Source organism: Nocardia sp. NPDC051030 (genome assembly GCF_040683015.1).
In the GTDB taxonomy this organism is placed as follows: domain Bacteria; phylum Actinomycetota; class Actinomycetes; order Mycobacteriales; family Mycobacteriaceae; genus Nocardia.
Genome location: NZ_JBFBCD010000010.1, coordinates 127,261 through 150,630 on the forward strand (window position 1 = coordinate 127,261; position 23,370 = coordinate 150,630).

Below are 23,370 nucleotides of genomic sequence, written 5' to 3' on the forward strand. Positions count from 1 at the left end.
TGGGGTCGGTCAGCCCCGGTCGTGGGTTTCCAGAATGCGGGTGAGGGTCAGTACGAAGTTGGCTCGCTCGGCGGCGGTGAAGCCCGGGAGGAGTTCGGATTGGGCTGCTTCCAGGCGGACGTCGAGGTCGTGGAGGTGGGTGGCTCCGGCCTTTGTGAGGGTGATGGTGTTGCGGCGGCGGTCGGCGGGGTCGGGGGTGCGGTTCACGAAACCGCGGTCGGTGAGGTCGTTGATGGCGGCGACGATATCGCTGCGGTCTATGCCGGTGCGGCGGCCGAGGTCGGCCTGGCTGAGGGGGCCGGACTCGTCGAGGGTGACGAGTAGGGCGTAGTGGTAGCGACGCGAGCCCGTGGGCTCCAGGGCTCGGTCCGTCGCACGATTCGCGAGTATGGCGACCTGATTGACCAGTCGTGTGGGCAGCGCACGCAGCCTGCCGGATGCTCCCTCGTGTGCGGTCTCCATGCCCGCACTCTAACAACACTTGTTGGTTCCACCCACGATCGGATACATTGGTGCCACCAACGTTGGATCAACCAACAGTTTGTTCGAAAGGCCCCACCGATGAACAAGATTCGCTACGCCTTGCCGCTGCTCCCAACCCTTCAGCCCAAGTGACGAGCATGCACTGACTGAGTGGCCACTCGACGTATGCCCCAGCCATTACATGCTCGTGCTCGGATCGATGGCGAGTGTTCATTCATGCAGAGGTTCGGCGGCGTGTTGCCTGCACCATTGGACGCTCGTTGGGGTGGGGGTGGGATGAGATGGCGAAACCCCCGCTGGTGGCGGGGGTTTCGGTGGTTGCGGGGTGGGCTCTAGAGGGATTGGACCCAGTTGTGGAGGAGTTGGGCACCTGCATCGCCGGACTTTTCCGGGTGGAATTGGGTGGCCGACAACGGGCCGTTCTCGACTGCGGCCAGGAAGGGGACGCCGTGTTCGGACCAGGTGAGTTTGGCGGGGGCCAGGTTGCTGTTGTTGTCGTCCCAGGCCCAGTTCTGGGCGGCGTAGGAGTGGACGAAGTAGAAGCGGGTGTCGGCGTCCATGCCTGCGAACAGGACGCTGCCCTCGGGAGCCTTGACCGTGTTCCAGCCCATGTGCGGGAGGACGGGGGCGTCCAGGCGCTCGACGACGCCGGGCCATTCGCCGCAGCCTTCGGTTTCTACGCCGAATTCGACGCCGCGTTCGAAGAGGATCTGCATGCCCACGCAGATGCCGAGGACGGGGCGGCCGCCCGCGAGGCGCTTGCCGATGATGCGGTCGCCGCGCACGCCGAGCAGGCCTGACATGCAGGCGGCGTAGGCACCGACGCCGGGGACCACGAGACCGTCTGCGTTCAAGGCGATTTCGGGGTCGGCGGTGACGGTGACGTCCGCCCCCGCGCGGACCAGGGCGCGTTCGGCGGAGTGCAGGTTGCCGGAGCCATAGTCGAGCAAGGCAAGGGTCTTCTTGGCGCTCATAGGGTTCCCTTGGTGGAGGGGACGCCGCTCACGCGCGGGTCGAGTTCGACGGCGGCGCGCAAAGCCCGTGCCACCGCCTTGAATTCGGCTTCGGTGATGTGGTGCTGGTCGCGGCCGTAGAGGACGCGCACGTGCAGGGCGATGCGGGCGTTCAGCGCGATCGACTCGAAGACGTGGCGGTTCAGGACAGTCGAGTAGGACGCGCCGGGGCCCGCGGACGGAATCACGGTGTGCAGCAGGTGTTCCGGTTCGCCGACGTGCACGCAGTACGGGCGGCCGGAGACATCCACGATGGCCTGGGCGAGGGTTTCGTCCATGGGGATGAAGGAGTCGCCGAAGCGGCGGATGCCCTTCTTGTCGCCGAGCGCCTGCGCCAGGGCCTGGCCGATGACGATGGCGGTGTCCTCGACGGTGTGGTGCGCCTCGATCTCGATATCGCCCTTGGCCTGCACGGTCAGGTCGAAGCTGCCGTGCTGGCCGAACGCGGTCAGCATGTGGTCGTAGAACGGGACGCCGGTGGAGATATCGGTCTTGCCGGTGCCGTCGAGGTTCAGTTCGACCATGATGCTGGATTCGCGGGTGGTGCGTTCCACGCGGGCGATTCGGTTCATGCTCGCTTCCATGTTTTTCATAGGCCGGGCGCTCATAGGGCGACCAGCTCGGTCGCGGCCAATTTCGCGCTGACACGCAGGAATTCGTCGTTCTCGGCGACCAGGCCGATGGTGGTGCGCAGGTAGCCGGGGATGCCGACATCTCGGATGAGGACGCCCTCGTCCAGATAGTGCTGCCAGGCGCGGGCGGAATCGGCGAAGCGGCCGAAGAGGACGAAGTTGGCGGTGGAGGGGATGACCTCGTAACCCATGTCACGCAAGGCGGCCATGACGCGATCGCGTTGCGCCGCCAATTCGGCGACGCTGGCGAGGGTTTCATCGGCATGGCGCAGGGCCGCACGCGCGGCGGCCTGAGTGACCACGGACAGGTGGTACGGCAGGCGCACCAGCAGCATGGCGTCGATGACGGCGGGTGCGGCCACCAGATAGCCGAGGCGACCGCCTGCGAAGGCGAACGCCTTGCTCATGGTGCGGCTGATCACCAGCTTGGCGGGGTAGCGGTCGATGAGCTCGATCGCGCTTGCCTCGCTGGAGAATTCGCCGTATGCCTCGTCCACCACGACGATGCCGGGGGCGGCCTCGAGGATTCGGACCAGGTCGTCCTGCGGAATGCTGTGGCCGGTCGGGTTATTGGGGCTGGTCACGAAGACCACGTCGGGGCGGCGATCGTGAATCACCATGACCGCGTAGTCGATATCGAGCGAGAAGTCGCCATTGCGCTTCGCCTCGATCCATTCGGTGTCGATGCCCTCGGAGATGATCGGGTGCATCGAGTACGACGGCACGAAACCCAGTGCGCTGCGGCCGGGTCCGCCGAAGGCCTGCAACAGCTGTTGCAGGATTTCATTGGATCCATTGGCGGCCCACACATTCGAGACGTCCACCGCGACACCGGTTTGCCGGGTCAGGTAGGCGGCCAGGTCGGTGCGCAGGCCGACGGCGTCGCGGTCCGGGTAACGGTGCAGGTCGGCGGCGGCGGCGCGCACGGATTCGGCCACGTCGTCGATCAGGGCCTTGCTCGGCGGGTGCGGGTTCTCATTGGTGTTCAGCTGCACCGGCACCGTCAATTGCGGTGCGCCGTAAGGGCTCTTGCCGCGCAGGTTCTCGCGCAGCGGCAGATCATCCAGGGAGATACCGGCCCCGGGAACGGTCACAGAGTTCACGAGAGCTCCCCGAAACGCGCCTGCACGGCCTGACCGTGGGCGGGCAGATCCTCGGCATTGGCGAGTGCGACCACATGCCCGGCGACATCCTTGAGCGCCGCCTCGGTGTACTCGACGACGTGAATGCCGCGCAGGAAGGTCTGCACGCTCAAACCCGAAGAGTGCCGGGCACATCCGGCGGTCGGCAGCACGTGGTTGGAGCCCGCGCAATAGTCGCCGAGGCTGACCGGGGCCCATGCGCCGACGAAAACCGCTCCGGCACTGCGCACCTGGGCGGCGACGGCGGAGGCATTCGCGGTCTGGATCTCCAGGTGCTCGGCGGCGTAGGCGTTCACCACGCGCAGGCCCTGGGCGATGTCATCAACGAGCACCGTGCCGGACTGCTTGCCGGACAAGGCTTCCGTGACGCGATCGTGGTGCTTGACGACCGCCATTTGCGCGGTCAGGGCGGCATCCACCGCGTCGGCCAGTTCCGGGCTGTCGGTGACGAGCACGCTGGCGGCCAACACATCGTGCTCGGCCTGGGAGATGAGGTCCGCGGCCACGTGCACCGGATCGGCGGTGGCGTCGGCCAGAATGGCGATCTCGGTCGGGCCCGCCTCGGCATCGATGCCGACCAGCCCGCGGCACAGCCGCTTGGCGGCCGTCACATAGATATTGCCCGGACCGGTGATCATGTCCACCGGCTCGAGCTGCGCGCCATCGGTATCGGTGCCGCCGTAGGACAGCAGTGCGACCGCTTGCGCGCCACCCACCGCCCACACTTCCTCGACACCCAGCAGCTGAGCGGCCGCCAGAATGGTCGGGTGCGGCAGTCCGCCGAACTGCGCCTGCGGCGGGGAGGCGACCACGAGCGATTCGACGCCCGCGGCCTGCGCCGGGACAACGTTCATGACCACGCTCGACGGGTAGACGGCATTGCCGCCCGGCACATACAGTCCGACCCGCTCGACCGGCACCCACCGCTCGGTGACGGTGCCGCCCTCGACGACCTCGGTGGTCTTATCGGTCCGCCGCTGATCCGCGTGCACCTTGCGAGTCCGCTCGATGGCGACCTCCAGCGCGGCCCGCACGGCCGGATCCAGTTCCTCGAGCGCCTTGGCGAGTTCGGCCGCGGGTACCCGCACCACCGCAGGGGTCACGCCATCGAACTTCTGGCTGAACTCCTGCGCGGCCTGCACGCCCCGATCGCGAATAGCCTCCACGACCGGCCGCACATGATGCAGCACCGAGTCCACGTCAACCCCTCCGCGCGGCAGAGCCACGCGCAGTTCGGCGGCAGTGGGCGTACGTCCGCGCAGATCAGTGCGGGCGAGCTCGATGCGGCTAGTCATAGCGCTGTGCAGTCCTTGTCTGTGCTGAATCGAAGGGGTCCGCAAGCAGCCGAAACTGCCCACGACCAGCTACCACACTATCCGGTCGCCCCCAGCCCTTTTCCGCCCCACCGTGGTCCACCGCCCCCGCAACCCCCAGATGCGACCCACCTCACACCCAACCACCCCCACACCCAGCATCCGACCAGCGTGACACCGCGATCCCTCTCATCCCCCGCAAGCACCCGCGATCCGAACCGATGAGGGACCTGTGGTGGCGCGAAAAACGCTCTCATTCCGCCACTACAGCTCCCAAGTGCGGCAGCAGTTGCCGATGAGTCCGGCCCAGAGGTCGCAGATTGCCGACCCAGGCCACCTGAGCGAGGGCTTGGCCAATGGGCGAGGGAGCTGTGGTGGCGTGAAAGGCGCTCATATTCCGCCACTACAACTCCCTCGGCTCGGCGGCCGTGCCGATGAGTGCGGCCCAGGCCATCTGCGCGAGAGGTGGTCGGTGGGGTGAGGGAGCTGTGGTGGTGTCGAATGCCCCGAAATTCCGCCACCACAGCTCCCTCGGCCGCCAGCGGCTCGAGCCCAGCGCGGACGAGCCGAGCGATTGACCATTGGCCGAGAGAGCTCTGGCGGCGGTGGGGTCCGGATTCCCGACATCATTGCTCCCTCGGTCGCCAGCGGCCCCGGCGCGGGCACACGATGGGTGAGAGGCGAGTGCCGTGCCGCCGAGTTGGGCGCCGGCACGGACTAATCGAGCGGTCAGCCAACGGCTGCGGGAGCTTTTGGTGGTGGAAGGTCTGGGGAATGGGATGCGGGGGTGGGGGTGGGGTGGATAGGTTGGTGGGGTGACTGTTCTCGGTGCTGTGTCGATGCCTCAGATTGCTCCTGAACGTCTTGCGGCCGTGGGGGTTGCGGCTGAGGAGAGTGGGGTGGAGGAGCTTTGGTTGTGGGAGGACTGTTTTTGGGGTGGGGGGATTGCTTCGGCGGCAACGGTGTTGGCTCGGACCGAGCGGGTTCGGGTGGGGATCGGGGTTATGCCGGTGCCGCTGCGGAATGTGGCTTTGACGGCTATGGAAGTGGCCATGTTGGCGCGGATGTATCCGGGGCGGGTGATTCCCGGGTTCGGGCATGGGGTGCAGGAGTGGATGGGGCAGGTGGGGGCTCGAGTGGACTCGCCTATGACGCTGCTCAGAGAACAGCTCGGTGCGCTGCGGGGGCTGTTGAATGGTGAGAAGGTCAGTGTCGCAGGGCGATACGTGACGCTCGAGGAGGTGGCCTTGGATTGGCCGCCGATCGAGACGCCCGTGATCGCTGCCGCCGCCACCGGACCGCGCACCGTGCGACTCGCGGGCGAGCTTGCCGATGCGACCATTCTTACTTCGCGGACTTCGCCCGATGGGGTTCGCTCCGCGCGGGCGCTCATCGATGAGGGGCGCGCGAAGGCTGGGCGCACCGATGACCATCGAGTGATCGTCTATGTCCGCACGGCGACCGGGCCCGATGCCGCCGCACGCCTCGAGCTCGCGCAGGATCGTGAGGGCACCGAGGTGGGCGCGGGTGTCGCGGGTGGGCCGGAGACGGTTGCGGATGCGGTGCGCCGGTATGCCGAGGCGGGCGCGGACACCGTTGTGCTGGAACCGATCGCGGATCACCCGGACCCGGTGGAATTCATTCGCTTTGTCGGAGAGCAGGTGCGGCCGCTGCTCGCGTGATCGCGCCACAGCACGCTAGAGTCCCGCAGCCATGGGGAGCGACACGGTTGCGGAGTTCACGACGGCACCGGCCGGGTACTGGCCGACCGGGGCGCCTCGCCCGCCTTCGGTGAGTTTGGGAGCCGGGCTCACGCTCGGGGTCATCCCGCTCGGATTGGGTGTGGCGGCGGTGCTCGCGGGTGCGCGGGTGTTGCGCGATGGCAGTTTCGAGATCTATGGCGCGTTCGGGATCGCGCTCGCGTGCCTGCTGTCGATCGCCTGCATTGCTGCCATGGTCGTGGGTATCGCGATGCTGCGCCCGCCGGTGCTGCTCGAGTCGGACGGCATTGTGATCACCCGGGGATTGTGGACGAACGGGCTGTTCTATTGGTTCGCGTGCTCGACCCTGTGTGCCGGACTGTGGCTGCTGGTGAGTGTGAGCGCGGGCGCGTGGCTGGCGGCCGCGCTCGGGCTGATCTTGTTCGCGGTGGCGGCGGTCTGCCTGTGGGCGCTCGTGCACGAGAGCCGTGCCCGTCTGGAGATCGACTCCGAGGGGATGCGGCTGACCGTCCCGCATCGCGATCGCGAATTCCCCTGGGATGCCATCTCCGATGTCCGCCTCGAGCGGGTGCGGGTCGGAAGCGCCGATGTCCCTCAGATCGAATTCCATTGCCGGACAGCCGCGGTGGTCACCCACCGCGGCTCCCGGCCAACGGCCTTCGAGAAGGACGGCCCGACCGGCCGCCCCTACCGAATCAAGTTCAAGGGCCTCCCGGTGCGCCCGGAAGCGCTGCTGGCGACCATCGAATTCATGATCGCCCATCCGGACGAACGCACCGGGCTCACCGCGCGCGAGATCGCCGCGACTCTGGGCTGATCAGACCACGACCTCGAGTTTTCGATTTCAGATTTCCCACCGGGACGAGTGCGCCAGGCTCACCGCCTCGGAGATCGCCGGGACTCTGGGCTGACCACCACGGCCTCGGCATCCAGCTTGCGGTGGACCAGGTGCTGCTGCGCGAAGGTGCACGCGTTCTGGGCCACGAAATACAGCAGGATCGCCACCGGGAAGATGAAGCCCGCGATGAGCGCACCGGCCGGAAAGACCCACAGCGCCAGCATGTTCATCACATTCGTCTGAGCCGTGGGTTCGGCACCGGTCTCCCGCTGCCGGGCCACCGAGAAGCGCGCGGTGAAATGCGTGGCGATCGCGGCGATCGCCATCAGCGGAATCGCCACCGCGGCAACGGATCCGAAGGTGTCACCGGCACTGGACAGCGTCGCGCCGAGGTGCACCCCGAACAGCTTCGCCTCGAGGAACGAGTCCACCTGGTCAGCGGAGAACACGTAGTTGGCGGTGTGTGCGTCCTGGAACGAGCGCAGCACATGGAACAGCCCAAGGAACACCAGCGTCTGCCCGACGAGTGGCAGGCAGCCGAGCAGGACATTGACCCCGTTCTCCTGCTGCAACTTCTGCATCTCGGCGGCCTGCTTCTCGGTATTCCCGGCGTGCTTGCGCTTGATCTCCTGCATCTGCGGAGCCATCCGGGCCAAAGCCCGCTGGAACCTCATCTGCGCCAGGAACGGCCGGAACAGCAATGCGCGCAAGGTAATCACCAGGAACACGATCGCCAGCACCCACGCCACCCCACTGGCAGCGCCGAACACCGAAGCGAACACCGTGTGCCACACCCACAGCACACCGGACACGGGATAGTAAACGAAATCGAGCACGGAAAACCCTCACTACGAGGACCCGCGACACCGCCGAATCAGGCGAATGAATGGCACCGCGAGCGAAGCGAATCAGGACAGCTGAAGGCCCGTCCGCGCATTCAACACGCGATCAGGCCGCAGCCAGCCCCGGCGCTCTAGCCCGTACCCGCCCCGCGGTATCCGGATTGCTCTGCCGCAGGAACGCTCCCCGCCGACGCCGACGCGCCGACTCGGGAGGCCCCGAACTCCCGGCAATCGCCACCATCGGCCCGCGAGCGGCCAACAACACGCCCGCACTCAAAACCAGAATCGCCGCGGCACCCAACACCACCAGCGAATTAGGCTCAGCCACCCCGAACCCGATCACGGCCCACGCGGACATCACAAGCCCCAGCACCATGAGTGCCAAAGCCCGACCCCGCGTAATCACGCCCCCACCCTACAGTTCCCACCCACCCCCGCGAACCCCCCAACGACTTCCCCCACCTTCACCGCTTCAACCACTGCGGCGCTCTGCATAGACGGCTTCACCCACTTCTCCGGCTCTTCGCCCGGGAATCGCAGGGGATTCGGTGGGGGAAGTGCGGGGGAAGTGGGTGGAGTCGGTGGGGCTACTCGGCGACGAGGCGGCGGATGGTCAGGGGCTCGGCGAGGATCGCTTCGAGGACCTTGGCGACGTGGAGGAAGTGGGGGGTGGTGAAGTGTTCCTCGAGGGCTTCGGGGGACTTCCATTCTTCGACGATGACCTGGTGGGTGGGGTCGTTGGGGTTGATGAAGAGTTGGTAGGCGTAGCAGCCGGGTTCGGCCAGGGAGGGTTCGATCATCGATTCGAGGGCTGTGCGGAGGCGGTCTTCGTTGCCGGTGGCGGCGCGGAGTTCGGCTACGACGTGGAGGGACATTGGGAGCTCCTTGGGGATGAATCAGGGTGGTGGGTTCGCTGAGGTCAGGGGCGGGCGGGGCCGGTGCCCGCACCGGTGGTGGTGATCGCGGTGGCGATCTCCTCCTGATCAGCAGGGGTGAGGGTCAAGGTGGAAGCGCCTGTCCAGCCGTCGATTTGGGCGGGGGTGCGGGCTCCGACAATGGCACCGGTGACGCCGGGCCAGGAGGTGGCCCAGGCCAGGGCTACTTCCGCGACCTTGGCGTTGTGACGGGCGGCGATGGGGCGCAGGGCGTCGACCAGGGCGAGGTTGGCGGGGAGGTTGGTGGTGAAATCCGGGCTGGCGGAACGCCAGTCGTCGGCGGAAAGTACTCGGTCGGGGGTGAACGCGCCGGTCAAGAGTCCCGATTGCAGGGGAGAGTAGGCGATGACGCCGGTGGAATGGGCTTGGGCCCAAGCAATTTCGGGCGCGGAGGTGCGGTTGATCGCGGAGAAGGGAGGCTGAATGGCGTCCACGTGGGCGACGGCCTCGGCGCGGTTCAGTTCGGCCACACTGTGATTGGAGAGGCCGATGGCGCGAACCTTGCCTTCCTTCTTCAGGTCGGCCATGACCTGCCAGTACTCCTCCAGGGGAGTCGGTGCGGCGACGCCCTCGCCTTCACCGCCGTAGACGAAGACCGCGCCGGTGTCGGGCCAGTGCACCTGGTACAGGTCGATGTGGTCGAGGCCGAGGCGGCGCAGCGACTGTTCGAGTTCGGCGCGGACGGCCTCCGGGCGCATGATGCGGCGCGGCGGGCCCTGACGGTCGTCGCCGTCCTCCCAGATGAGCCCGGTCTTGGTGAAGACGTACGGCCGATCCGATTCGGGTAGATCGGCGAGCGCGCGGCCGACCAGGGTTTCGGCATGGCCGAGACCGTAGGCCGGGGCGGTGTCGAGCCAGTTGAGGCCGCTGTCCACCGCGTGCCGGATGGCGGCGATGGAGTCGGCGTCATCGGTGGCACCCCACGAGTACTGCCAGCCGGGTCCGGCGATCACCCAGGTGCCGAAGCCCAGCGGGGTGATGTCCATGCCGGTGTCGCCGAAAGGTCGGGTGTTCATTCGAATCTCCTGTTCGAAGCCGGATCCGTTCCGGCTGTGACCACTACTTTGGCGATCCGCAAGCGAGGTAAACAGTGCTGCGCGAGCCTGGGCACGGCATGACCAGGATGCGGTCCGCGCCCACCCGCGATACTGGTTGGCATGACTTTGGACCGGCGTGCCGAACTCGGCGAATTCCTGCGCTCCCGCCGCGCCCGGCTGCGGCCGGAGGAAGTGGGCCTGATCGATCATGGCGCGCGCCGCCGCGTCCCGGGACTGCGGCGCGAGGAACTGGCCATGCTCGCGGGCGTCAGCGTGGATCACTATGTCCGCCTGGAGCAGGGCCGCACCCTGCACTTCTCGGAGTCGGTCCTGGATGCCGTATCGCGGGCGCTGCGACTGAATCCGGTTGAGCGCGAACACTTCTACCGCCTGGCCCGGCCGTGGTCCGGCGAGGAGCCGCCCGCCGAGCAGGAGGTGCGCCCGGGTCTGCGCAGGCTGCTCGACTCCTCCGACGTACCCGCCTACATTGTCGGCCGCGGCACCAATGTGCTGGCGTGGAATCGCCTGGCAGCGGCCCTGATCACCGATTTCTCGGCGCTCCCGCCGCGGGACCGCAATCTGGCCAGGCTCGTCTTCCTCGACGAGGGCATGCGCGAGCTCTATGAGGACTGGACCGCCAAGGCCGCCGATGTGGTCGCCTACCTGCGCCTCGACTCCGCCCGCAATCCGGGCGACCCCGGCATCGCCGCTCTCATCGACGAATTGCTCACCGAGAGTGCGGAATTCCGTGAGCTGTGGGAGCGGCACGAGCTCAAGGACAAGACGCACGGCCACTACATCTACCTGCACCCGGTGGTCGGCCGCATCGACCTGGGCTTCGAAACCCTGCGTCTACCGGACGATCCCGATCAGGCCCTGATCGCCCACACCGTCGAGGCCGACTCCCCCAGCGCGACCGCCCTCAGCCTGCTCGCGGCCTGGGAAGCGGAATCCCCACCACGGCAATCTATTTGACGGCCCCCGCACGAGTGATGGCCGCCTGCACCCCATCCGGCGTGAGATTCTCGACCGTCTGATCGCCCACCCGCACCACCGGGACATGGTTGAGTCCGTCCTTGATGGCCGCCTTGCCGTGCGCCTCGCCGAATCCCGCATAGCGCGCGGACCGAATGCACTCCCCCACGTCCTGGCCGCCCGCCCCGGCCGCGGTGGCCAGCTCGATCAGCCGGTCGTCGGTGAGTCCGGGCCCGTTCTCCAGCGGTTGCGCGGTGAACAGGCGCTGCGCGAAATCGAGCCAGGCGTCCTTGTTCGCGACGGCCACGCAGGTCCCGGCATTGGCCGCGCGGGAGGAGTAGCCGTCCGTGGACGCGCCGTCGAGCACGGCGACCGTGTCGTAGTCGACCGCGATCGTGCCCGCGTGCATGAGGTCGTTCAGGGTGGGTTCGGTGATCGCGGCGAAGTGCTTGCACACGGGACATTGGAAGTCGGTGATCACGGTGACCGTGGTCGCCGCATCCCCGAAATGCAACCGGCCGTCGCTGGTGAAGACCGCGGGTGGGCCGACCTCCGCCTCGGCACGGTCGCGGTCGCGCTGGTTGGCCACGAAAGCCACGACGATCACGACGATGAGTGCGGTCAGCAGCACGGCGGCGGAGACCCGGGCCGGTGTGAGCAATCGGCGGCCATGCGCCGCGCGCGCCACGGTGCGGCCGCTGCGATTCTTCCCCATTCGACTTCACGCATCCTTTCGGAAGCATTGCTGCCGGGAATGTTCGGACGGTTAGCCATCGTATTGCTGGTCATTCGATCAGGAACCCACGACACGAAATTCGTCAATATCCGCCGCCATAAACATTCCGTATCGACAATCCGCAGCGGACACCCTGAAAAAGTCTCTCCAACTGGGCGAATCACCTCACTGTAGCCCCGGTCACATTGACCCTCCCGGGCGCGCCTCCGGACTATCGGCAGATGATTTACAGCCGACTCGCAGCATTTGCTGCACTGACAGTTCTCGCCCTCACGGGTGCGGCGCTCGGAAAGCCGGTATCCCCCGCGGCCACCGCCGAACCGGCGCCCGCCGAGTGCGTCACCGATACGTCGGTGCCCAACCAAGTCACTGTCACCTGCCCGCCGGGCGCCGGTGCCGGACAGCACGCGTTCATTCGCTGCAGCGATATCGGCGGCATACCGCACACCCGGATCGGTCCCACCCTGAGTGAGGAAGGAGGCGTCTCCCAGGCCAACTGCGCGACCGGCGAAACCGGCCCGGTCTGATCTCCCCGGGAGCTCTTCGCGAGCTCGGCAAGTCCCGGCCCCACGCCGGATTCCGCAGTCGATCGTGTGAATCCTTCGAAAGAGGTTCCGCTCATGACCGCATCCCTCGCCCGAACCCGGACGACCAAGCAGTCCGCCCGGCAGCTCAAGGAGTGCAAGCGCAATCGCCGCGGCCTGTACGCGGCGGCCGCCTTCGCCTCGCTGGCCACCGCCATGGTGTCGACCGGCACGGCGGCGGCCCAGCCATTCCAGCCACCGGCACCCGTCTCGCCCATAGCGCCCGCCGATCTGGGTGTCCGTTCGGCCGTGGGCGGTCCACAGCAGAGTGGGCTTCCCGATCTCGGCGTCCCCATCCCGAATCTGGGCGTCCCGCTGCCAAATCTGGGCGGACTCACCCCGGGAAACGGTGCGAATTCCGGTGCGCCGATGCCGGATCTGAGCGGATACATCCCCGATATCGGTTCGAATGTCCCGAATCTCGGCAATGCGCTCGGCCCTGACCTGGGCCCGGCCGCGCAGAACGTCATCGATCAGACCGTGAACGCGTTGGGCGGAAAGCCCGGCAACCCGGGTCTTACCAAGGCACCGCCGAATCTCGGCCCGGCGCTCGCCGGTCCCGCTCGCACCAATGCGATCGGCACCGCACCGGTGGCCGGTAACGCACCGGCGTCACAGTTCCCGGGCCTGCTCGGCCCCGTCGCCGCGCCCGTCACGGAGATCGCGGCCGTCGCCGCACAGGTGGTCGGCTCGGGCCTGGATCTGTCGAAACTGGCCGAATGGACCGACGCCACCTTCCCGGATGGCCCGCTGCGGCAGCCGGTCGAGGACCTGCTGAGCTTCGTGAACAAGGCACTGGAAGGCGTGGGCGCGCGCCGCCGCGACGGCTTCGACGACCCCATCGCCGAGCTGATCGACCGTGGCCGTGCGCTTTTCGGCTTCCCCGTGGAGGGCACGGACTCCGCCAACCCGCTGCGTGACCTGCTCCAGCCGATGCTCGGCGACACCGTGGGCACCGGCGATCCGCTTCAGCAGCTGGTCGAGGCCGTGCGACGGCTGACCGCTGATCCGGGGGCAGGGCTGGAGGCGCTCGGGGCGGCCGTATTCGGTTTTGCCGCACCGGCTTTCAGTGGACTTGCCCCGATGCTCGGGTTCTTGACCCCGGCGCTCGCGTTCATGAACGATCCCGCGGCTGCCTTCGCGCCATTGCTGCATGACATTCGCGGGATGCTGACCGGGCAGGGCATGACCCGTGACGCCGCGTTGCCCCTGCTGGCATTGCCGGTGGTGGGGCTGTTCGCGATCATCCCGTTGTTGTTCGCCGGTGCGCTGGCGATCGGCGCGATCGGTATAGGCGCGGTGGTGCTGCTGGCGGCGATTGTGGCCGCACCGTTCGTGATCGGTGCGCTGGTGATCGGGGCCCTCATTCTCGCGGTGCTGGCTTTGCCGGTGCTGGTGGTGCTGGCCATCATTGCGATCCCGGTGCTGATCGTGGCGATTCCAGTGGCGTTCATTGCCTTCCAGGTGCTGGCCCCGGTGATCCTGGTGGCGGGTATGGCGGCCTTCGCGGTGACCGTGGTCGGCGGTATCGCGCTGGCCACCGTGCTGCTCGGGCTCGGCGGTGCCGCACTGGCGGCCGGGTTCGTGGGCCTGCTCGCCGTGGGCCTGGTGACCACCATCTTCATTCCGTTCCTGGGCTTGTTCATCGCGCCGATCGCATTCTCCGTATTCGCGTTCGGGTTCCTACTGCTCGGCTCGATTGCCCTGGCGGCCACCGTATTCGGCGCACTGGGCGCGACCTTCGCGGTGTCGGCGGCGCTGTTCGTCGCGCTCGTGGTGGCGTCCTTCTTCACCCCGTTCGGCCTCATCACACTGCCCGCGCTGGCGGTGCTCGGCCTCGCGGGCCTGATCCTGCTCGGTGCGGCCGGGATTGCGGCCGCGGCGGTGATCGGGTCGCTGTTCATCGCCGGATTGGCTGCCCTGTCCGTGGTCGGGTCGGCGGCGGTGATCGTGCTGCTTGCGCTGGCGCTGGCGGCGACCGCCATCCAACTCGCTACCGCGGTGCTGGTGTGGTTCGGTGGTGCGGCGGCCGTGCTGCTCATCGCGGCGGCCGGTGCCATTGCCGCCGCGGTGGCCACGGTCGCGGGCTTGGCCGCGACCGCGCTGCTGACCTTCGCCCTGCCGGTGATCGGTCCGCTGCTCGCGCCGCTGTTCCTGCTGGTGCTGGTCGGCATTCCGGCCGCGCTCGGATTGCTGTTCCTGTTCGGCGGTCTCGGCGCCTCGGGCCTGCTGCTCGCGCTGTGCACCAGCCTGATCCTGGGGTTGGCGGCCACCTTCGCGTCGGTCACGGTCATGGCCGGCGGGCTGCTGCTCTTGTTGATGCCGTACACGATTCCGTTCGTGCTGCCGGTGTTGATCGCCTTCGCGGCGGTCGTCGCGGCGGCGGTCATGGGCCTGTCCGCGCTGAATTTCGTCTTCACCTTCGGCGGTCTGGCCGCGTTGACCGCGGGCGCTGTCGCCGTGGGACTCGCCGTGGTCGCGGCGGTGGCCGTGGGCGGGCTGGCGATCAATGTGCTCAGCTTCGGCATGCTGACGGTGGCGCTCCTCGGGCTGATCCTGATCAACCCGCCGCTCGCCCTGCTGGCCTTGCCGTTCCTGCTGGGTGCGCAACTGCTCACCGTGCTGGCCGGTATCGGCGGCACGGCGATCGTGACCGGCCTCCTCATGGGCCTGGTCGCCGCCTTGACCGTGGGAAGCGGAATTCCGTTGGCGCTCACCGCATTGCTGATCATCGGCACGTTCCTCTACGGTGCGATGCTCTTCCCGCCGTTCCTGCTGGCCGCCATCCCGGTGGCGATCGCGGCGACCGCCGTTGCGGGAGTGCTGATTTCGGCGATCATCGCGGCCGGGCTCACCATCCTGGGCGCGGAGGCGGTGGCCGGTACGATCTTGGCGCTGGCCGTCGCGCTCGCGGCGGTGGTGGCCATGCTGCCGGTGGGTGTGGCCGCGCTGATCGTGGCCATCGCGTTCAGCCTGCCGTTCCTGATCGTGGGCCCGTTCGCCCCGATCCTGTCCACCGCGCTCTCGCCGATCATCGCGCTGGCGCTGGCCGCGATCTGGGCACCGGTCCTCGCGGCCGGATTGACCGCCGCCGGTGCGGCACTCCTGGTGAGTGCCCTGGGCCTATTCGGAATCCCGCTATTGGCGCTACTCCTGGCCGGTGGCCTGTGGGCAGTCGTCAAGGGCGTGGCGCTGGCCGCCTGGCTGGTGAGTATGGCCATCAGCTTCTCCGCCCCGGTAATCCTGGGCCTGATCGGCATACTGGCCCTGGCTCCGATCGCCGCAGCACTGGCAGCCCTTGCGGCAGCGGTGATTCCGCTTCTGGCCCTCGCCGCCTTGGCCGCTGCGGCCGCCGCAGCACCCGTGGTCGCGATCGGCGCGGCAATCATCGCCTTCATCGGCCTCCCGCTACTGGCGGTCGGCGTCCCACTGGCCATCGCGAGCCTCATCGCCCTGGCCCTGCTCCCCCTCCTCCTGCTGGCAATCCCGGTGGGCGCGTTCGTCCTTGCGCTGGGTCTGCCGCTGCTGGCAGTAGTCGCGGCCGGTGGCGGCGCGGCCCTGCTGACCGGTCTTGCCGCAGTGGCGATTCCGGCGCTGGCCCTGCTCGCCGCAGTGGCGATCCCAGTGCTCGGCGCGGTTGCTCTCGCGGTAGCGGGTGGGGCGGCGCTCGCTGTCCTGGCCGCGGTGGCAGTACCGGTGTTGGGTGGGGCGGCTGTCCTGGCTTTGGCCGGTCTCGCACTGGCGGCCGCAGTGGCAATTCCGGCACTGGCAGTGGCTGCTGCGGCGGCACTCGCTGCGCTGGGAGTGGCTGCTGCGGTAGCGATCCCAGTGCTCGGCGCGGTTGCTCTCGCCGTAGCGGGTGGGGCTGCGCTCGCCGTACTGGCCGCAGTGGCGGCACCGGTGTTGGGCGGGGCCCTCGTGCTCGGGTTGCCGCTGTTGGCGGGGGTGCTGGCGCTCGGTGCACCGTTGGCGTTGCTGGCGGTGGCCGGGCTCGTCGCGCTGGTTTTGCTGCCGTTGCTGATCCTGTTGGATCCGGCGTTCCGGTCGTATCTGATCTCCGCTATTCGGGCGGCGATGGATTCGCAGGGTAGCGGGGGTGCGGCGGCGGCCGGGAGTCAGTTCCTGGACGGCATTTCCGATACCGCGAGCCTGGATCAGGTGATCGCGGGGTTGCAGGCGCTGCTCGCGCCTGCTGCCAAGCCCGCCGCGGCGCCCGTCGCGCATGCCGATATTCCGCTGGTGGGCGTCGATGCCGCGGATGGCTTGCGGGACAGCGATACCCGGCGATTGGTCGAGGTCGGCTGATCCGCATCGAAAGCTCTTTCCACTCAATGCAGTGCCTCCTGAAACACCCATCCAGTGAAGGAGTTAGCCATGAATCCCGAAATGAATGACACCGCTGTCCCGTTCGATCCGACCGATCCGGCCCTGCACCTGGAATACCTGTACGGACCGCAGTGGCGAGCGGTGGCGCGGATCGTGGAGCGCGCCGCGCAGCTGACCGCCGAGGAGCGGGAGCGGCTCAATACCGAGGCGGGCAAGCAGTTGCAGACCGGGGCGGCCGCGCTGACCGGTGGCGGTGGGCTCGCAGGGCTGTTGTCGGGGCTCGGGCAGCAGCCTGCGGCCGATCCTCAGCCCTTACAGATCGCGACTGAGACGGCCAAAGAGTTCGGCCGGGCGCGCAATGTGCAGATCGCCGGAATGATTGCGGGGCAATCCATTTCCTCCGGTTCGGCGGTAGCCGGTGATATAGCCGGGCTCTTGCAATCGCTGGGCTCGATCGGCGCGCTCACCGTGGTGAGCCAGGCCGTCACCGCGGCCGTGCTGGGCGATCTGGTCGGCCGGGGCCGCTTCACGCAGGACGTGTACGACGCCCTGCTGCGACCGTGGGCCGACACCATCTCCTGATCCCTTTCGGACATTGAGGAGTACGCCATGTTGGAGACGCGATTCACCGGTGGCACCACCGTCGATCCGCTCGGCGGCCTGCTCGATATGCGTTCCGCGCCAGTCGCTTACGGGTATTACGACGAGAACGCGGGCGATGCCGCGCCCATCGCGGTGCACCATCGCCCGCGCGGCCCGGTGGGCTGGTGGAACCGGCACCGGCGAATCCGGCTCGGCGTCGGGATGGCACTGGTGCTGAATCTGGGCTTCCTGCCCGCCGTGCAGGATGCCGTGCTGACGGGGTTGTCCCATGTCGGGTAGTCCCCGGCGACGGGTGGCGGCGGTCATCGCAGGTTGCGCGATGACCGTCGCGGCCCTGGCCGGTTGTTCGCGACAGCCGGACGCCGCCGCGCCCCCGGATCCCGATACCGCCGACTGCACCGCGGGCAGCCGCACCGTCGGCCAACTCCAGAGCACCTTCCGTGACCTGTCCGACCAGCTGAACGGCATTGCCCCGGCCTCCGATCGCGGCGATACCGCCGAGGTCGGCCAGCGGCTGCAGGCCGCGGCACGCCTGTCGGCCACCATCGACGCCGACTTCGGCACCGCGACCGATACGATGGCATCGCCGCTGTCCCGGCGGGCGTTCACGGCCGTTGCCGACGCCGGCGCCGCATTGCACGACGCTTTGACGCAACTCGCTCAGGCCATCGACGGCTCGGCTCCCGCGACAACGGTGCCGGATACGGACGCCGTCGGCTCGGTACAGCGCTCATTGCAGGCGCTGAACACATCGGTGGAGGGTATGCGCTTGTCCTGTTCCACGGTTTTAGCGGATTCCACGATCGCGCCGCGCCCCGCGCCCGGCCCGCAACCCGTGTCCGGCCCGGGCATCGAGCGGCAGCCCGCCGCGGGCGGACGCCGGTAGGCGCGCTTGCCGGAACCGGGTGCCGCACAGCTTCCCCACCGCTCGGATGCGACCGGTGGGGTAACCCCGAGCGCGTCCGGCGGCCGGGCCGCGTTCGCCGCGCGCCTGTCCGCGCTCTTGTCGGCGGCCGGTGATCCGCCGGTGAAATCGGTTATCCGCGCGGCCAATACGCGCCTGCGGCCCGGCTGCACCCCGATCACCGCGCAGCGGATCAGCGATTGGCGGCGCGGGAATCGCACCCCGGCCATGTTCGAATCGGTACTGCCCGTGCTCGAGGTGCTGATCCGCGAGACCCGCAACCGTCCGCCGAATTCGCGGACAGACGGTTCGCTGCTGGATCTGCGGCGCTGGCAGGCGGATTGGGAGGCCGCGCGGGCGAGCCACGAGCCCATCGCCGATTCCGGCCGCGCCCCATTTCGCGGCGTGGAGACCTATCGGATCCAGGACCGTGACCTGTTCTTCGGGCGGGATGCGGCGCTGCACCGGCTGCGCGATCTGATCGCGACGGCCGAATCCGGCCCGGGCCCGGCCCTGGTACTGCTGCTGGGCGGGCGCTGGTCGGGGAAGTCGTCGCTACTGCACGCCGGATTGCGGGCCGATCCGGGTCCTCGGGTGCCGGTGCTGGTGACGCCAGACGACGATATCGCGGCGGCGCTGGAGGCTGCCCCGCCCGGACATCGGCTGCTGCTCGTCGATCAGGTCGAACGGCTCTTCACCAGGCGCACCTCGGAGGAACCCGACCACTTTCTGCACACGCTGGCAACCTTGGCCGCATCGGACGAGACCGCCCGCACACCAGAGACATCGGCCGCACGTGCGGCGATATCTCGCACCACCGTCGTCATCGCCTGCGACAGCGGCTATTTCACCGAATTGACCGCACGACCCGTGCTGGCCGCGGCGCTGCGCAATCCGTCCATGTTGCTCGAGCCCATGACGGAAGCCGAAGTGCGCGAGGTGATCACGCGTCCGGTGGCGGCCACCGGATTGAAGATCGAGAACAGTCTGGTCGAGGTTCTGGTGCAGGATCTGGCCACCTTCGAACCGCACAGCCCGATCCGCCTGCCCATGCTGTCCCATGTGCTGTCCGTCGTCTGGGAGAACCGGCGCGGCAATACGCTGACCCTGGATGCCTATCGCGAATCCGGTGGTGTGGAAGCGGCTTTCGCCCAGGGCTGCGAGCTCATGTGGTCACGATTGAACGAGCGCAGTCGGCTGGCCGCCCGGCATGTGCTGATGGCGCTGACCTTCATCGGCCCCACCGCGACCCAGCGCGACCGCATCGCACCCGAGGTGCTGATCCAGGAATCCGATGACCCGCAGGCCACCGCCCGGGTGATCGACTGGCTCATCAAGCGACGAATCGTCCTGCCGCACAAGGGCCAGATCGAGCTGGTGCACGACATGATGCTCACGGTCTGGCCCCGCATGGCCGAATGGGTCGCCGAGGAAAGGGAATTCGCCGCCCTGCGGCCGAGCATCCAGGCCGATGCCAGGGAGTGGGCGCGCCGGGATCGCCCCCACAATCTGCTCTACCGCCGCACCCGCCTGGAGGAGGCGACCGCCTGGCTGCGCCGTTCCGAAACGCCGAATCGTCTGGTCCGCGAGTTCCTTTCGGAATCGGCGGCCCGGCATCACCACCGCATGCTGCGCCTGCGGCTGATCCAGATCACCATTGTGGCGCTCGCGATCATCGCGGCGGCGCTGGCGGTGGCGCTATTGGTCGTGCACACCGTCGAACGCGACGACTCACGCGGCGCAACGCACCCGGAGCGTAGGCACGCCGCCGCCTTCGAGCTCGTCCAAGGCGACGGTGCGGCCGACCATGGCCAGCGCGAGGGCCTCCCCCGGCCCGCGAACCAACGGACCGGAGCCCTTGGTCCAGTCGGCGTCGGTGGCCTCCCAGCGCAGGCCCTTCAGATAGCGGCCGGGGAAGGCGAACGGATCGGGCTTGCCGAGCACCCGAACCAGACGCTCCGGCGGGACCTTTCGGCTGTACCCGAGCGGCCGCCGAATGTCCTGCTGATGGACGAAGAGATCCGCCAACACCAAACCCGGTAAGAGCTTTGTACCCAAGCCATCGGTTCTCGCCAGCCGATCCACCAAAACGCCGGTCGGCAGCTGCCGAAACTGTTCCACCAGTGCATTGTTGGCCTTGTCGACCGAAGGGTTCCGTACCCCGAGCCGCAGCCAGTCGGTCACGGAGAGGGTATCGGTTTGCAAGTGGCACACCACGTCACGCACGGTCCACCCCGTGCACAGCGATGGCGTCGCCCATTCCTCGTCGGTCAGCGAACGGAGCAACTCGACCAGCTCCCCACGCTCTTCATCGAGCATCTGGCGCACGTTCATACCAAAAGCTAATCACCGCAAGGGGTTATGCGAAAGGGCCCGGCGCCGACGCGATTGCGCCTTGCACCGGGCCCCTTTCCGGGCTTGACACCCGAACAGACCTACTTGGTGTCGCTGTCGATCAGGAGATTGCCCCCGCCGCCGTCGACCACGCGCAGGGTCATGCCCTTCGACCTGTCAGCGTAGGTGACGCTGGCCAGCGAGATATCCACCGAGCCATCGGAGTTACTGCTATCGGTGCCGCGCGCGCCTTCGATGGTCGAGTATCGGGTGACGCGATTGGTCGTCCAATAGCTCTGGAAGGCTTGCTGATTGCCGTAGACCTTCTGCGCGGCCGGAGTCAGGTGATTCCAGGCGTCGCTGAAGCTCAGATTGGACAGATTGCCGTAGAACCGGTCCACCGTATCCGCGCCGCCCAGCACCGATACGGTGCTGGCGCTCTTGGCCTGACCCAGCGCGGGCGCGCCACCGGTGCTGGTGTTCGGCGCGGCCGAGGTGGCACCGGCCGTCGCACCACCGGAATTGCCACCCGAGCTGTCCGAACCGCCCGAGCTCAGAATGCCGAAGATAATGCCACCGGCGATCACGGCCGCGGCCACCACGGCCGCCAGCACGATCTTGGTCCGCGAGCCGGAAGCGGGCTCATCGTCGTAGTCGTACTCCAGATCCGGTGCCGGAGTGGAACGGGTGGGCGGTCCGCCCGGGGCCGGGCGACGCGGCGGCGGCGTCTCGAGCAGGGCGGCCGTGCTCATGGCACCGGTCGGAATGTCGGCATTCTCGGCCGGTCGACGACCCGCCGAACGCGGTGCGGGCCGTGGGGCGGAAGGCTTTTCGGGCTGCCGGGTCGCGGGTCCGCTGGCGCGGCGCGCGGCCAGCACGCGAGTGGCCTCGGCATCGGGCCCGACCTCGGCGAAGTCCGCCATATGGTCGCGCACCTCATGCATGCTCGGCCGGTCCTCCGGCTCGAAGCTGAGCAGCGCGAGCAGCAGGTCGCTCAGCGGTCCGGCATTGCGCGGCTCGCTGATCTGCCCATTCGCCGCCGCGTACAGCAGGGCGAGCGGATTCGGGTTGGTGCCGTAGGGCGGTTCGCCCTCCAGCGAGTGGAACAGGGTCGCGCCCAGGGCGAAGACGTCGGCGGCCGGGCTGGGTTCCGCACCGCGCGCGACCTCGGGGGCGAGGTAGGCGGCGGTGCCGGAGATGAGTCCGGTGGCGGTGAGGGTCACGTCGCCCTTGGCCTTGGAGATGCCGAAGTCGGTGATCTTCACGGCGCCATTGTCGCCGAGCAGGATATTGCCGGGCTTGACGTCGCGATGCACGATGCCGACGCGGTGCGCGGCAATGAGCGCCGACGCGACCTGCTCACCGATGCGGGCGACCTGCGGCAGGGGCAAGGTGCCCTGCGCGGACAGCACGACGGCGAGGCTCTGCGAGGGCAGGTACTCCATGACCAGGCATGGGTCACCCTCATGCTCGAGGATGTCGAATACGACAATGGCATTGGGATGCTGGAATCGGGCCGCGTTGCGCGCTTCCCGGGCGGCGCGCTGACGCACCACATCCCTATCGGCCTGCGACAGGCTCGGCTGGGTGATGATCTGTTTGATCGCCACCGAACGTTCCAGTCGTTCGTCGACGGCACGCCAGACGACACCTGTGCCGCCGCTACCAATCCGTTCGACCAGGCGGTAATGCCCTGCGATCACTTGGCCGGTTTCGATGGCACTACTCCGAAGTTCTTTTCGATACGACTGTGACGAGGCGGTTGCCCGCGTGTTTCCCCGCATGAGTGTAGCGGTCGCCGGGCCTCCCGCCGACGTCAAGGTGAGATATGAGCGAGATCTCGGTGAGATCTATGCCGCACTCCGGTGACGTTTATGTGACGGGTCACGTGTTTTTGCTGCTCAGAGCCGCTCCATGACGTGACACAGACTGGGCGGTTTGCCAATAGTGCTTGCCGCCACGTGCCGCTTGTCACCCGTTCGCGTGTCGCGGAGCCCGATCAGCTCGGCGTCTTCGCCACTGTGACGACGCCCTCTCGGTAGGTCGGATAGGACGGCTTCCAGGCCAGCTCGGCCTGAGCCTTCGCATTGGACGCCCGGAGGGATAGATCGAGCATCTGGGCCGCCGCGAGCGGAGCGCTCAGGCGGAGCAATCGCGGTGGGACTCGGAGCGGGCGGCGCGCACCGATGGCCGCGGCCATGGCGTCGAACATGGTGTCCCAGGTGATCGGTTCGTCGTCGACAATGTTGTAGGACTGTCCGGGACGACCGTGTTCCAGCGCGGCGACCGTGGCCGACACGGCGTCCTCGATATGCACGAAACCGGTGTGCCCGGAGCCCGTGGAGGGCAGCGGCAGCAGGCGCAGCTTCAGGCCGCGGGTGATCATGTCCGATGCGCCGGGGCCGTAGAAGAAGCCGTAGCGCAAGGCGATTCCGTCCATGCCGCGCGCCTGCCAGGCCTGCGATTCGGCCTCGTGCAGGGCGGCCAGGTTGGCGTCATTGGCATCGCCCTGAGCGCGCCCGAAGGGCTCGAGCTCCGTCACCGGTTCGGTGCCGTGATCGCGAATGCCGTAGCCGAGAATCAACGATTGGGTCAGATACCGTGTCGCCCCGATATTTTCGGCCAGCTCCACCAGATTGCGGCTGCCGACCGTGCGCAAGGCATTGGTGCGCAGTAGGCCCGGACTGCGGTAGTGCGTGGGCGGCGAGCGCTTGTAGGCCGTGAGCTGATGGATAACCGCATCGGCGGTGAGGGTTTCGGTGGCGCGCAGGAGATCGTCGCGGTCCAGCACCCGCGCGTGCACCGGGGTCGCGCCCAGTGCCCGGGCGAGTTCGGCACCGCGTCCTCCCCTGGTCAATGCGTAGACCTGATGCCCGGACAGACGCAGCGCGGTGACCAGTGGCCGCCCGATCGCTCCGGTCGCTCCCGCAATCACGACTTTCATTGCGCACC

Annotated in this window: 21 protein-coding genes and 1 pseudogene; 9 read left to right on the forward strand and 13 right to left on the reverse strand. The window is 68.0% G+C overall.

Features of this window, described 5'->3' with window-relative positions:
- Positions 1-9: 9 nt before the first annotated feature.
- The 5 genes from AB0N05_RS30940 to hisD all read right to left on the reverse strand — a co-directional run bounded on the left by AB0N05_RS30940 (position 10) and on the right by hisD (position 4,565).
- Complete coding sequence (locus tag AB0N05_RS30940; protein ID WP_364700381.1) at positions 10-462, reverse strand: MarR family transcriptional regulator; 453 nt, start codon at positions 460-462, stop codon at positions 10-12.
- A gap of 353 nt (positions 463-815) precedes the next feature.
- A complete protein-coding gene (gene hisH / locus AB0N05_RS30945; protein ID WP_364700383.1) occupies positions 816-1,457 on the reverse strand; it encodes an imidazole glycerol phosphate synthase subunit HisH in 642 nt (213 codons plus the stop codon).
- On the reverse strand, positions 1,454-2,068 hold the full coding sequence (gene hisB / locus AB0N05_RS30950) for an imidazoleglycerol-phosphate dehydratase HisB (protein ID WP_364700385.1): 615 nt from the start codon (positions 2,066-2,068) through the stop codon (positions 1,454-1,456). The genes hisH and hisB overlap by 4 nt, the downstream gene beginning before the upstream one ends.
- A gap of 32 nt (positions 2,069-2,100) precedes the next feature.
- Positions 2,101-3,231, reverse strand: a complete 1,131-nt coding sequence (locus AB0N05_RS30955; protein ID WP_364700387.1) for a histidinol-phosphate transaminase — start codon at positions 3,229-3,231, stop codon at positions 2,101-2,103.
- On the reverse strand, positions 3,228-4,565 hold the full coding sequence (gene hisD / locus AB0N05_RS30960; RefSeq protein WP_364700389.1) for a histidinol dehydrogenase: 1,338 nt from the start codon (positions 4,563-4,565) through the stop codon (positions 3,228-3,230). The genes AB0N05_RS30955 and hisD overlap by 4 nt, the downstream gene beginning before the upstream one ends.
- Positions 4,566-5,422: 857 nt before the next feature.
- On the opposite strand from hisD, the gene AB0N05_RS30965 reads away from it, so the two are divergent.
- Both AB0N05_RS30965 and AB0N05_RS30970 read left to right on the forward strand, forming a co-directional pair.
- Entirely contained in the window at positions 5,423-6,265 is an 843-nt protein-coding gene (locus tag AB0N05_RS30965; RefSeq protein ID WP_364700391.1) for an LLM class flavin-dependent oxidoreductase, read from the forward strand.
- 31 nt (positions 6,266-6,296) lie between these two features.
- Entirely contained in the window at positions 6,297-7,121 is an 825-nt protein-coding gene (locus AB0N05_RS30970; RefSeq protein WP_364700393.1) for a PH domain-containing protein, read from the forward strand.
- A gap of 59 nt (positions 7,122-7,180) precedes the next feature.
- Here the strand turns inward: AB0N05_RS30970 and yidC are convergent, their stop codons facing one another.
- From yidC to AB0N05_RS30990, 4 genes are all read right to left on the reverse strand, one after another.
- Positions 7,181-7,978, reverse strand: a complete 798-nt coding sequence (gene yidC, locus AB0N05_RS30975; protein ID WP_364700395.1) for a membrane protein insertase YidC — start codon at positions 7,976-7,978, stop codon at positions 7,181-7,183.
- 112 nt (positions 7,979-8,090) lie between these two features.
- Complete coding sequence (locus tag AB0N05_RS30980; RefSeq protein ID WP_364700397.1) at positions 8,091-8,390, reverse strand: DUF6412 domain-containing protein; 300 nt, start codon at positions 8,388-8,390, stop codon at positions 8,091-8,093.
- Between the two features lie 181 nt (positions 8,391-8,571).
- Complete coding sequence (locus tag AB0N05_RS30985; RefSeq protein ID WP_364700399.1) at positions 8,572-8,859, reverse strand: putative quinol monooxygenase; 288 nt, start codon at positions 8,857-8,859, stop codon at positions 8,572-8,574.
- Positions 8,860-8,903: 44 nt separating this feature from the next.
- Positions 8,904-9,935 (reverse strand): aldo/keto reductase, encoded by a 1,032-nt coding sequence (locus AB0N05_RS30990; RefSeq protein WP_364700401.1) that lies wholly within the window; start codon positions 9,933-9,935, stop codon positions 8,904-8,906.
- 141 nt (positions 9,936-10,076) lie between these two features.
- Here AB0N05_RS30990 and AB0N05_RS30995 point away from each other — a divergent pair, with 141 nt between their 5' ends.
- On the forward strand, positions 10,077-10,931 hold the full coding sequence (locus AB0N05_RS30995) for a helix-turn-helix transcriptional regulator (RefSeq protein ID WP_364700403.1): 855 nt from the start codon (positions 10,077-10,079) through the stop codon (positions 10,929-10,931).
- Here the strand turns inward: AB0N05_RS30995 and AB0N05_RS31000 are convergent.
- Positions 10,924-11,646 carry a thioredoxin domain-containing protein gene (locus AB0N05_RS31000; RefSeq protein ID WP_364700405.1) on the reverse strand — a complete coding sequence of 241 codons (723 nt, stop codon included), beginning with the start codon at positions 11,644-11,646 and terminating at the stop codon, positions 10,924-10,926. The two genes, AB0N05_RS30995 and AB0N05_RS31000, sit on opposite strands and share 8 nt — an antisense overlap.
- Positions 11,647-11,888: 242 nt before the next feature.
- On the opposite strand from AB0N05_RS31000, the gene AB0N05_RS31005 reads away from it, so the two are divergent.
- From AB0N05_RS31005 to AB0N05_RS31030, 6 genes and pseudogenes are all read left to right on the forward strand, one after another.
- Positions 11,889-12,194 (forward strand): hypothetical protein, encoded by a 306-nt coding sequence (locus AB0N05_RS31005; protein ID WP_364700407.1) that lies wholly within the window; start codon positions 11,889-11,891, stop codon positions 12,192-12,194.
- Positions 12,195-12,287: 93 nt separating this feature from the next.
- Positions 12,288-16,556, forward strand: coding sequence for a hypothetical protein (locus AB0N05_RS31010; RefSeq protein WP_364700409.1), 4,269 nt, complete (start codon positions 12,288-12,290; stop codon positions 16,554-16,556).
- A 69-nt stretch (positions 16,557-16,625) separates the two neighbouring features.
- Positions 16,626-17,159: a hypothetical protein gene (locus AB0N05_RS31015; RefSeq protein WP_364700411.1), complete on the forward strand. Its 534-nt coding sequence runs from the start codon at positions 16,626-16,628 to the stop codon at positions 17,157-17,159.
- A 27-nt stretch (positions 17,160-17,186) separates the two neighbouring features.
- Complete coding sequence (locus tag AB0N05_RS31020) at positions 17,187-17,459, forward strand: hypothetical protein (protein ID WP_364700413.1); 273 nt, start codon at positions 17,187-17,189, stop codon at positions 17,457-17,459.
- A gap of 40 nt (positions 17,460-17,499) precedes the next feature.
- Positions 17,500-18,066: a hypothetical protein gene (locus AB0N05_RS31025; RefSeq protein ID WP_364700415.1), complete on the forward strand. Its 567-nt coding sequence runs from the start codon at positions 17,500-17,502 to the stop codon at positions 18,064-18,066.
- A 246-nt stretch (positions 18,067-18,312) separates the two neighbouring features.
- A pseudogene (locus AB0N05_RS31030) lies at positions 18,313-19,578 on the forward strand (ATP-binding protein); the annotation flags it as partial.
- A gap of 237 nt (positions 19,579-19,815) precedes the next feature.
- Here the strand turns inward: AB0N05_RS31030 and AB0N05_RS31035 are convergent.
- From AB0N05_RS31035 to AB0N05_RS31045, 3 genes are all read right to left on the reverse strand, one after another.
- Positions 19,816-20,418, reverse strand: coding sequence for a maleylpyruvate isomerase family mycothiol-dependent enzyme (locus tag AB0N05_RS31035; RefSeq protein ID WP_364700417.1), 603 nt, complete (start codon positions 20,416-20,418; stop codon positions 19,816-19,818).
- A gap of 101 nt (positions 20,419-20,519) precedes the next feature.
- Positions 20,520-22,121, reverse strand: coding sequence for a serine/threonine-protein kinase (locus tag AB0N05_RS31040; protein WP_364700419.1), 1,602 nt, complete (start codon positions 22,119-22,121; stop codon positions 20,520-20,522).
- 296 nt (positions 22,122-22,417) lie between these two features.
- Positions 22,418-23,362, reverse strand: coding sequence for an NAD(P)-dependent oxidoreductase (locus AB0N05_RS31045; RefSeq protein WP_364700421.1), 945 nt, complete (start codon positions 23,360-23,362; stop codon positions 22,418-22,420).
- Between the last annotated feature and the right edge of the window lie 8 nt (positions 23,363-23,370).

Excerpts from the sequence above, each read along its gene's own strand:
- AB0N05_RS30970 (WP_364700393.1), top strand. The coding sequence starts at position 6,297 with ATGGGGAGCGACACGGTTGCGGAGTTCACGACGGCACCGGCCGGGTAC.
- AB0N05_RS30995 (WP_364700403.1), top strand. The coding sequence starts at position 10,077 with ATGACTTTGGACCGGCGTGCCGAACTCGGCGAATTCCTGCGCTCCCGC.
- AB0N05_RS30940 (WP_364700381.1), bottom strand. The coding sequence starts at position 462 with ATGGAGACCGCACACGAGGGAGCATCCGGCAGGCTGCGTGCGCTGCCC.
- AB0N05_RS31020 (WP_364700413.1), top strand. The coding sequence starts at position 17,187 with ATGTTGGAGACGCGATTCACCGGTGGCACCACCGTCGATCCGCTCGGC.
- AB0N05_RS31025 (WP_364700415.1), top strand. The coding sequence starts at position 17,500 with ATGACCGTCGCGGCCCTGGCCGGTTGTTCGCGACAGCCGGACGCCGCC.
- hisD (WP_364700389.1), bottom strand. The coding sequence starts at position 4,565 with ATGACTAGCCGCATCGAGCTCGCCCGCACTGATCTGCGCGGACGTACG.
- AB0N05_RS31015 (WP_364700411.1), top strand. The coding sequence starts at position 16,626 with ATGAATCCCGAAATGAATGACACCGCTGTCCCGTTCGATCCGACCGAT.
- AB0N05_RS31005 (WP_364700407.1), top strand. The coding sequence starts at position 11,889 with ATGATTTACAGCCGACTCGCAGCATTTGCTGCACTGACAGTTCTCGCC.
- hisH (WP_364700383.1), bottom strand. The coding sequence starts at position 1,457 with ATGAGCGCCAAGAAGACCCTTGCCTTGCTCGACTATGGCTCCGGCAAC.
- AB0N05_RS31010 (WP_364700409.1), top strand. The coding sequence starts at position 12,288 with ATGACCGCATCCCTCGCCCGAACCCGGACGACCAAGCAGTCCGCCCGG.
- AB0N05_RS30985 (WP_364700399.1), bottom strand. The coding sequence starts at position 8,859 with ATGTCCCTCCACGTCGTAGCCGAACTCCGCGCCGCCACCGGCAACGAA.
- AB0N05_RS30965 (WP_364700391.1), top strand. The coding sequence starts at position 5,423 with ATGCCTCAGATTGCTCCTGAACGTCTTGCGGCCGTGGGGGTTGCGGCT.
- AB0N05_RS31045 (WP_364700421.1), bottom strand. The coding sequence starts at position 23,362 with ATGAAAGTCGTGATTGCGGGAGCGACCGGAGCGATCGGGCGGCCACTG.
- AB0N05_RS31000 (WP_364700405.1), bottom strand. The coding sequence starts at position 11,646 with ATGGGGAAGAATCGCAGCGGCCGCACCGTGGCGCGCGCGGCGCATGGC.
- hisB (WP_364700385.1), bottom strand. The coding sequence starts at position 2,068 with ATGAACCGAATCGCCCGCGTGGAACGCACCACCCGCGAATCCAGCATC.
- AB0N05_RS31035 (WP_364700417.1), bottom strand. The coding sequence starts at position 20,418 with ATGAACGTGCGCCAGATGCTCGATGAAGAGCGTGGGGAGCTGGTCGAG.
- AB0N05_RS30990 (WP_364700401.1), bottom strand. The coding sequence starts at position 9,935 with ATGAACACCCGACCTTTCGGCGACACCGGCATGGACATCACCCCGCTG.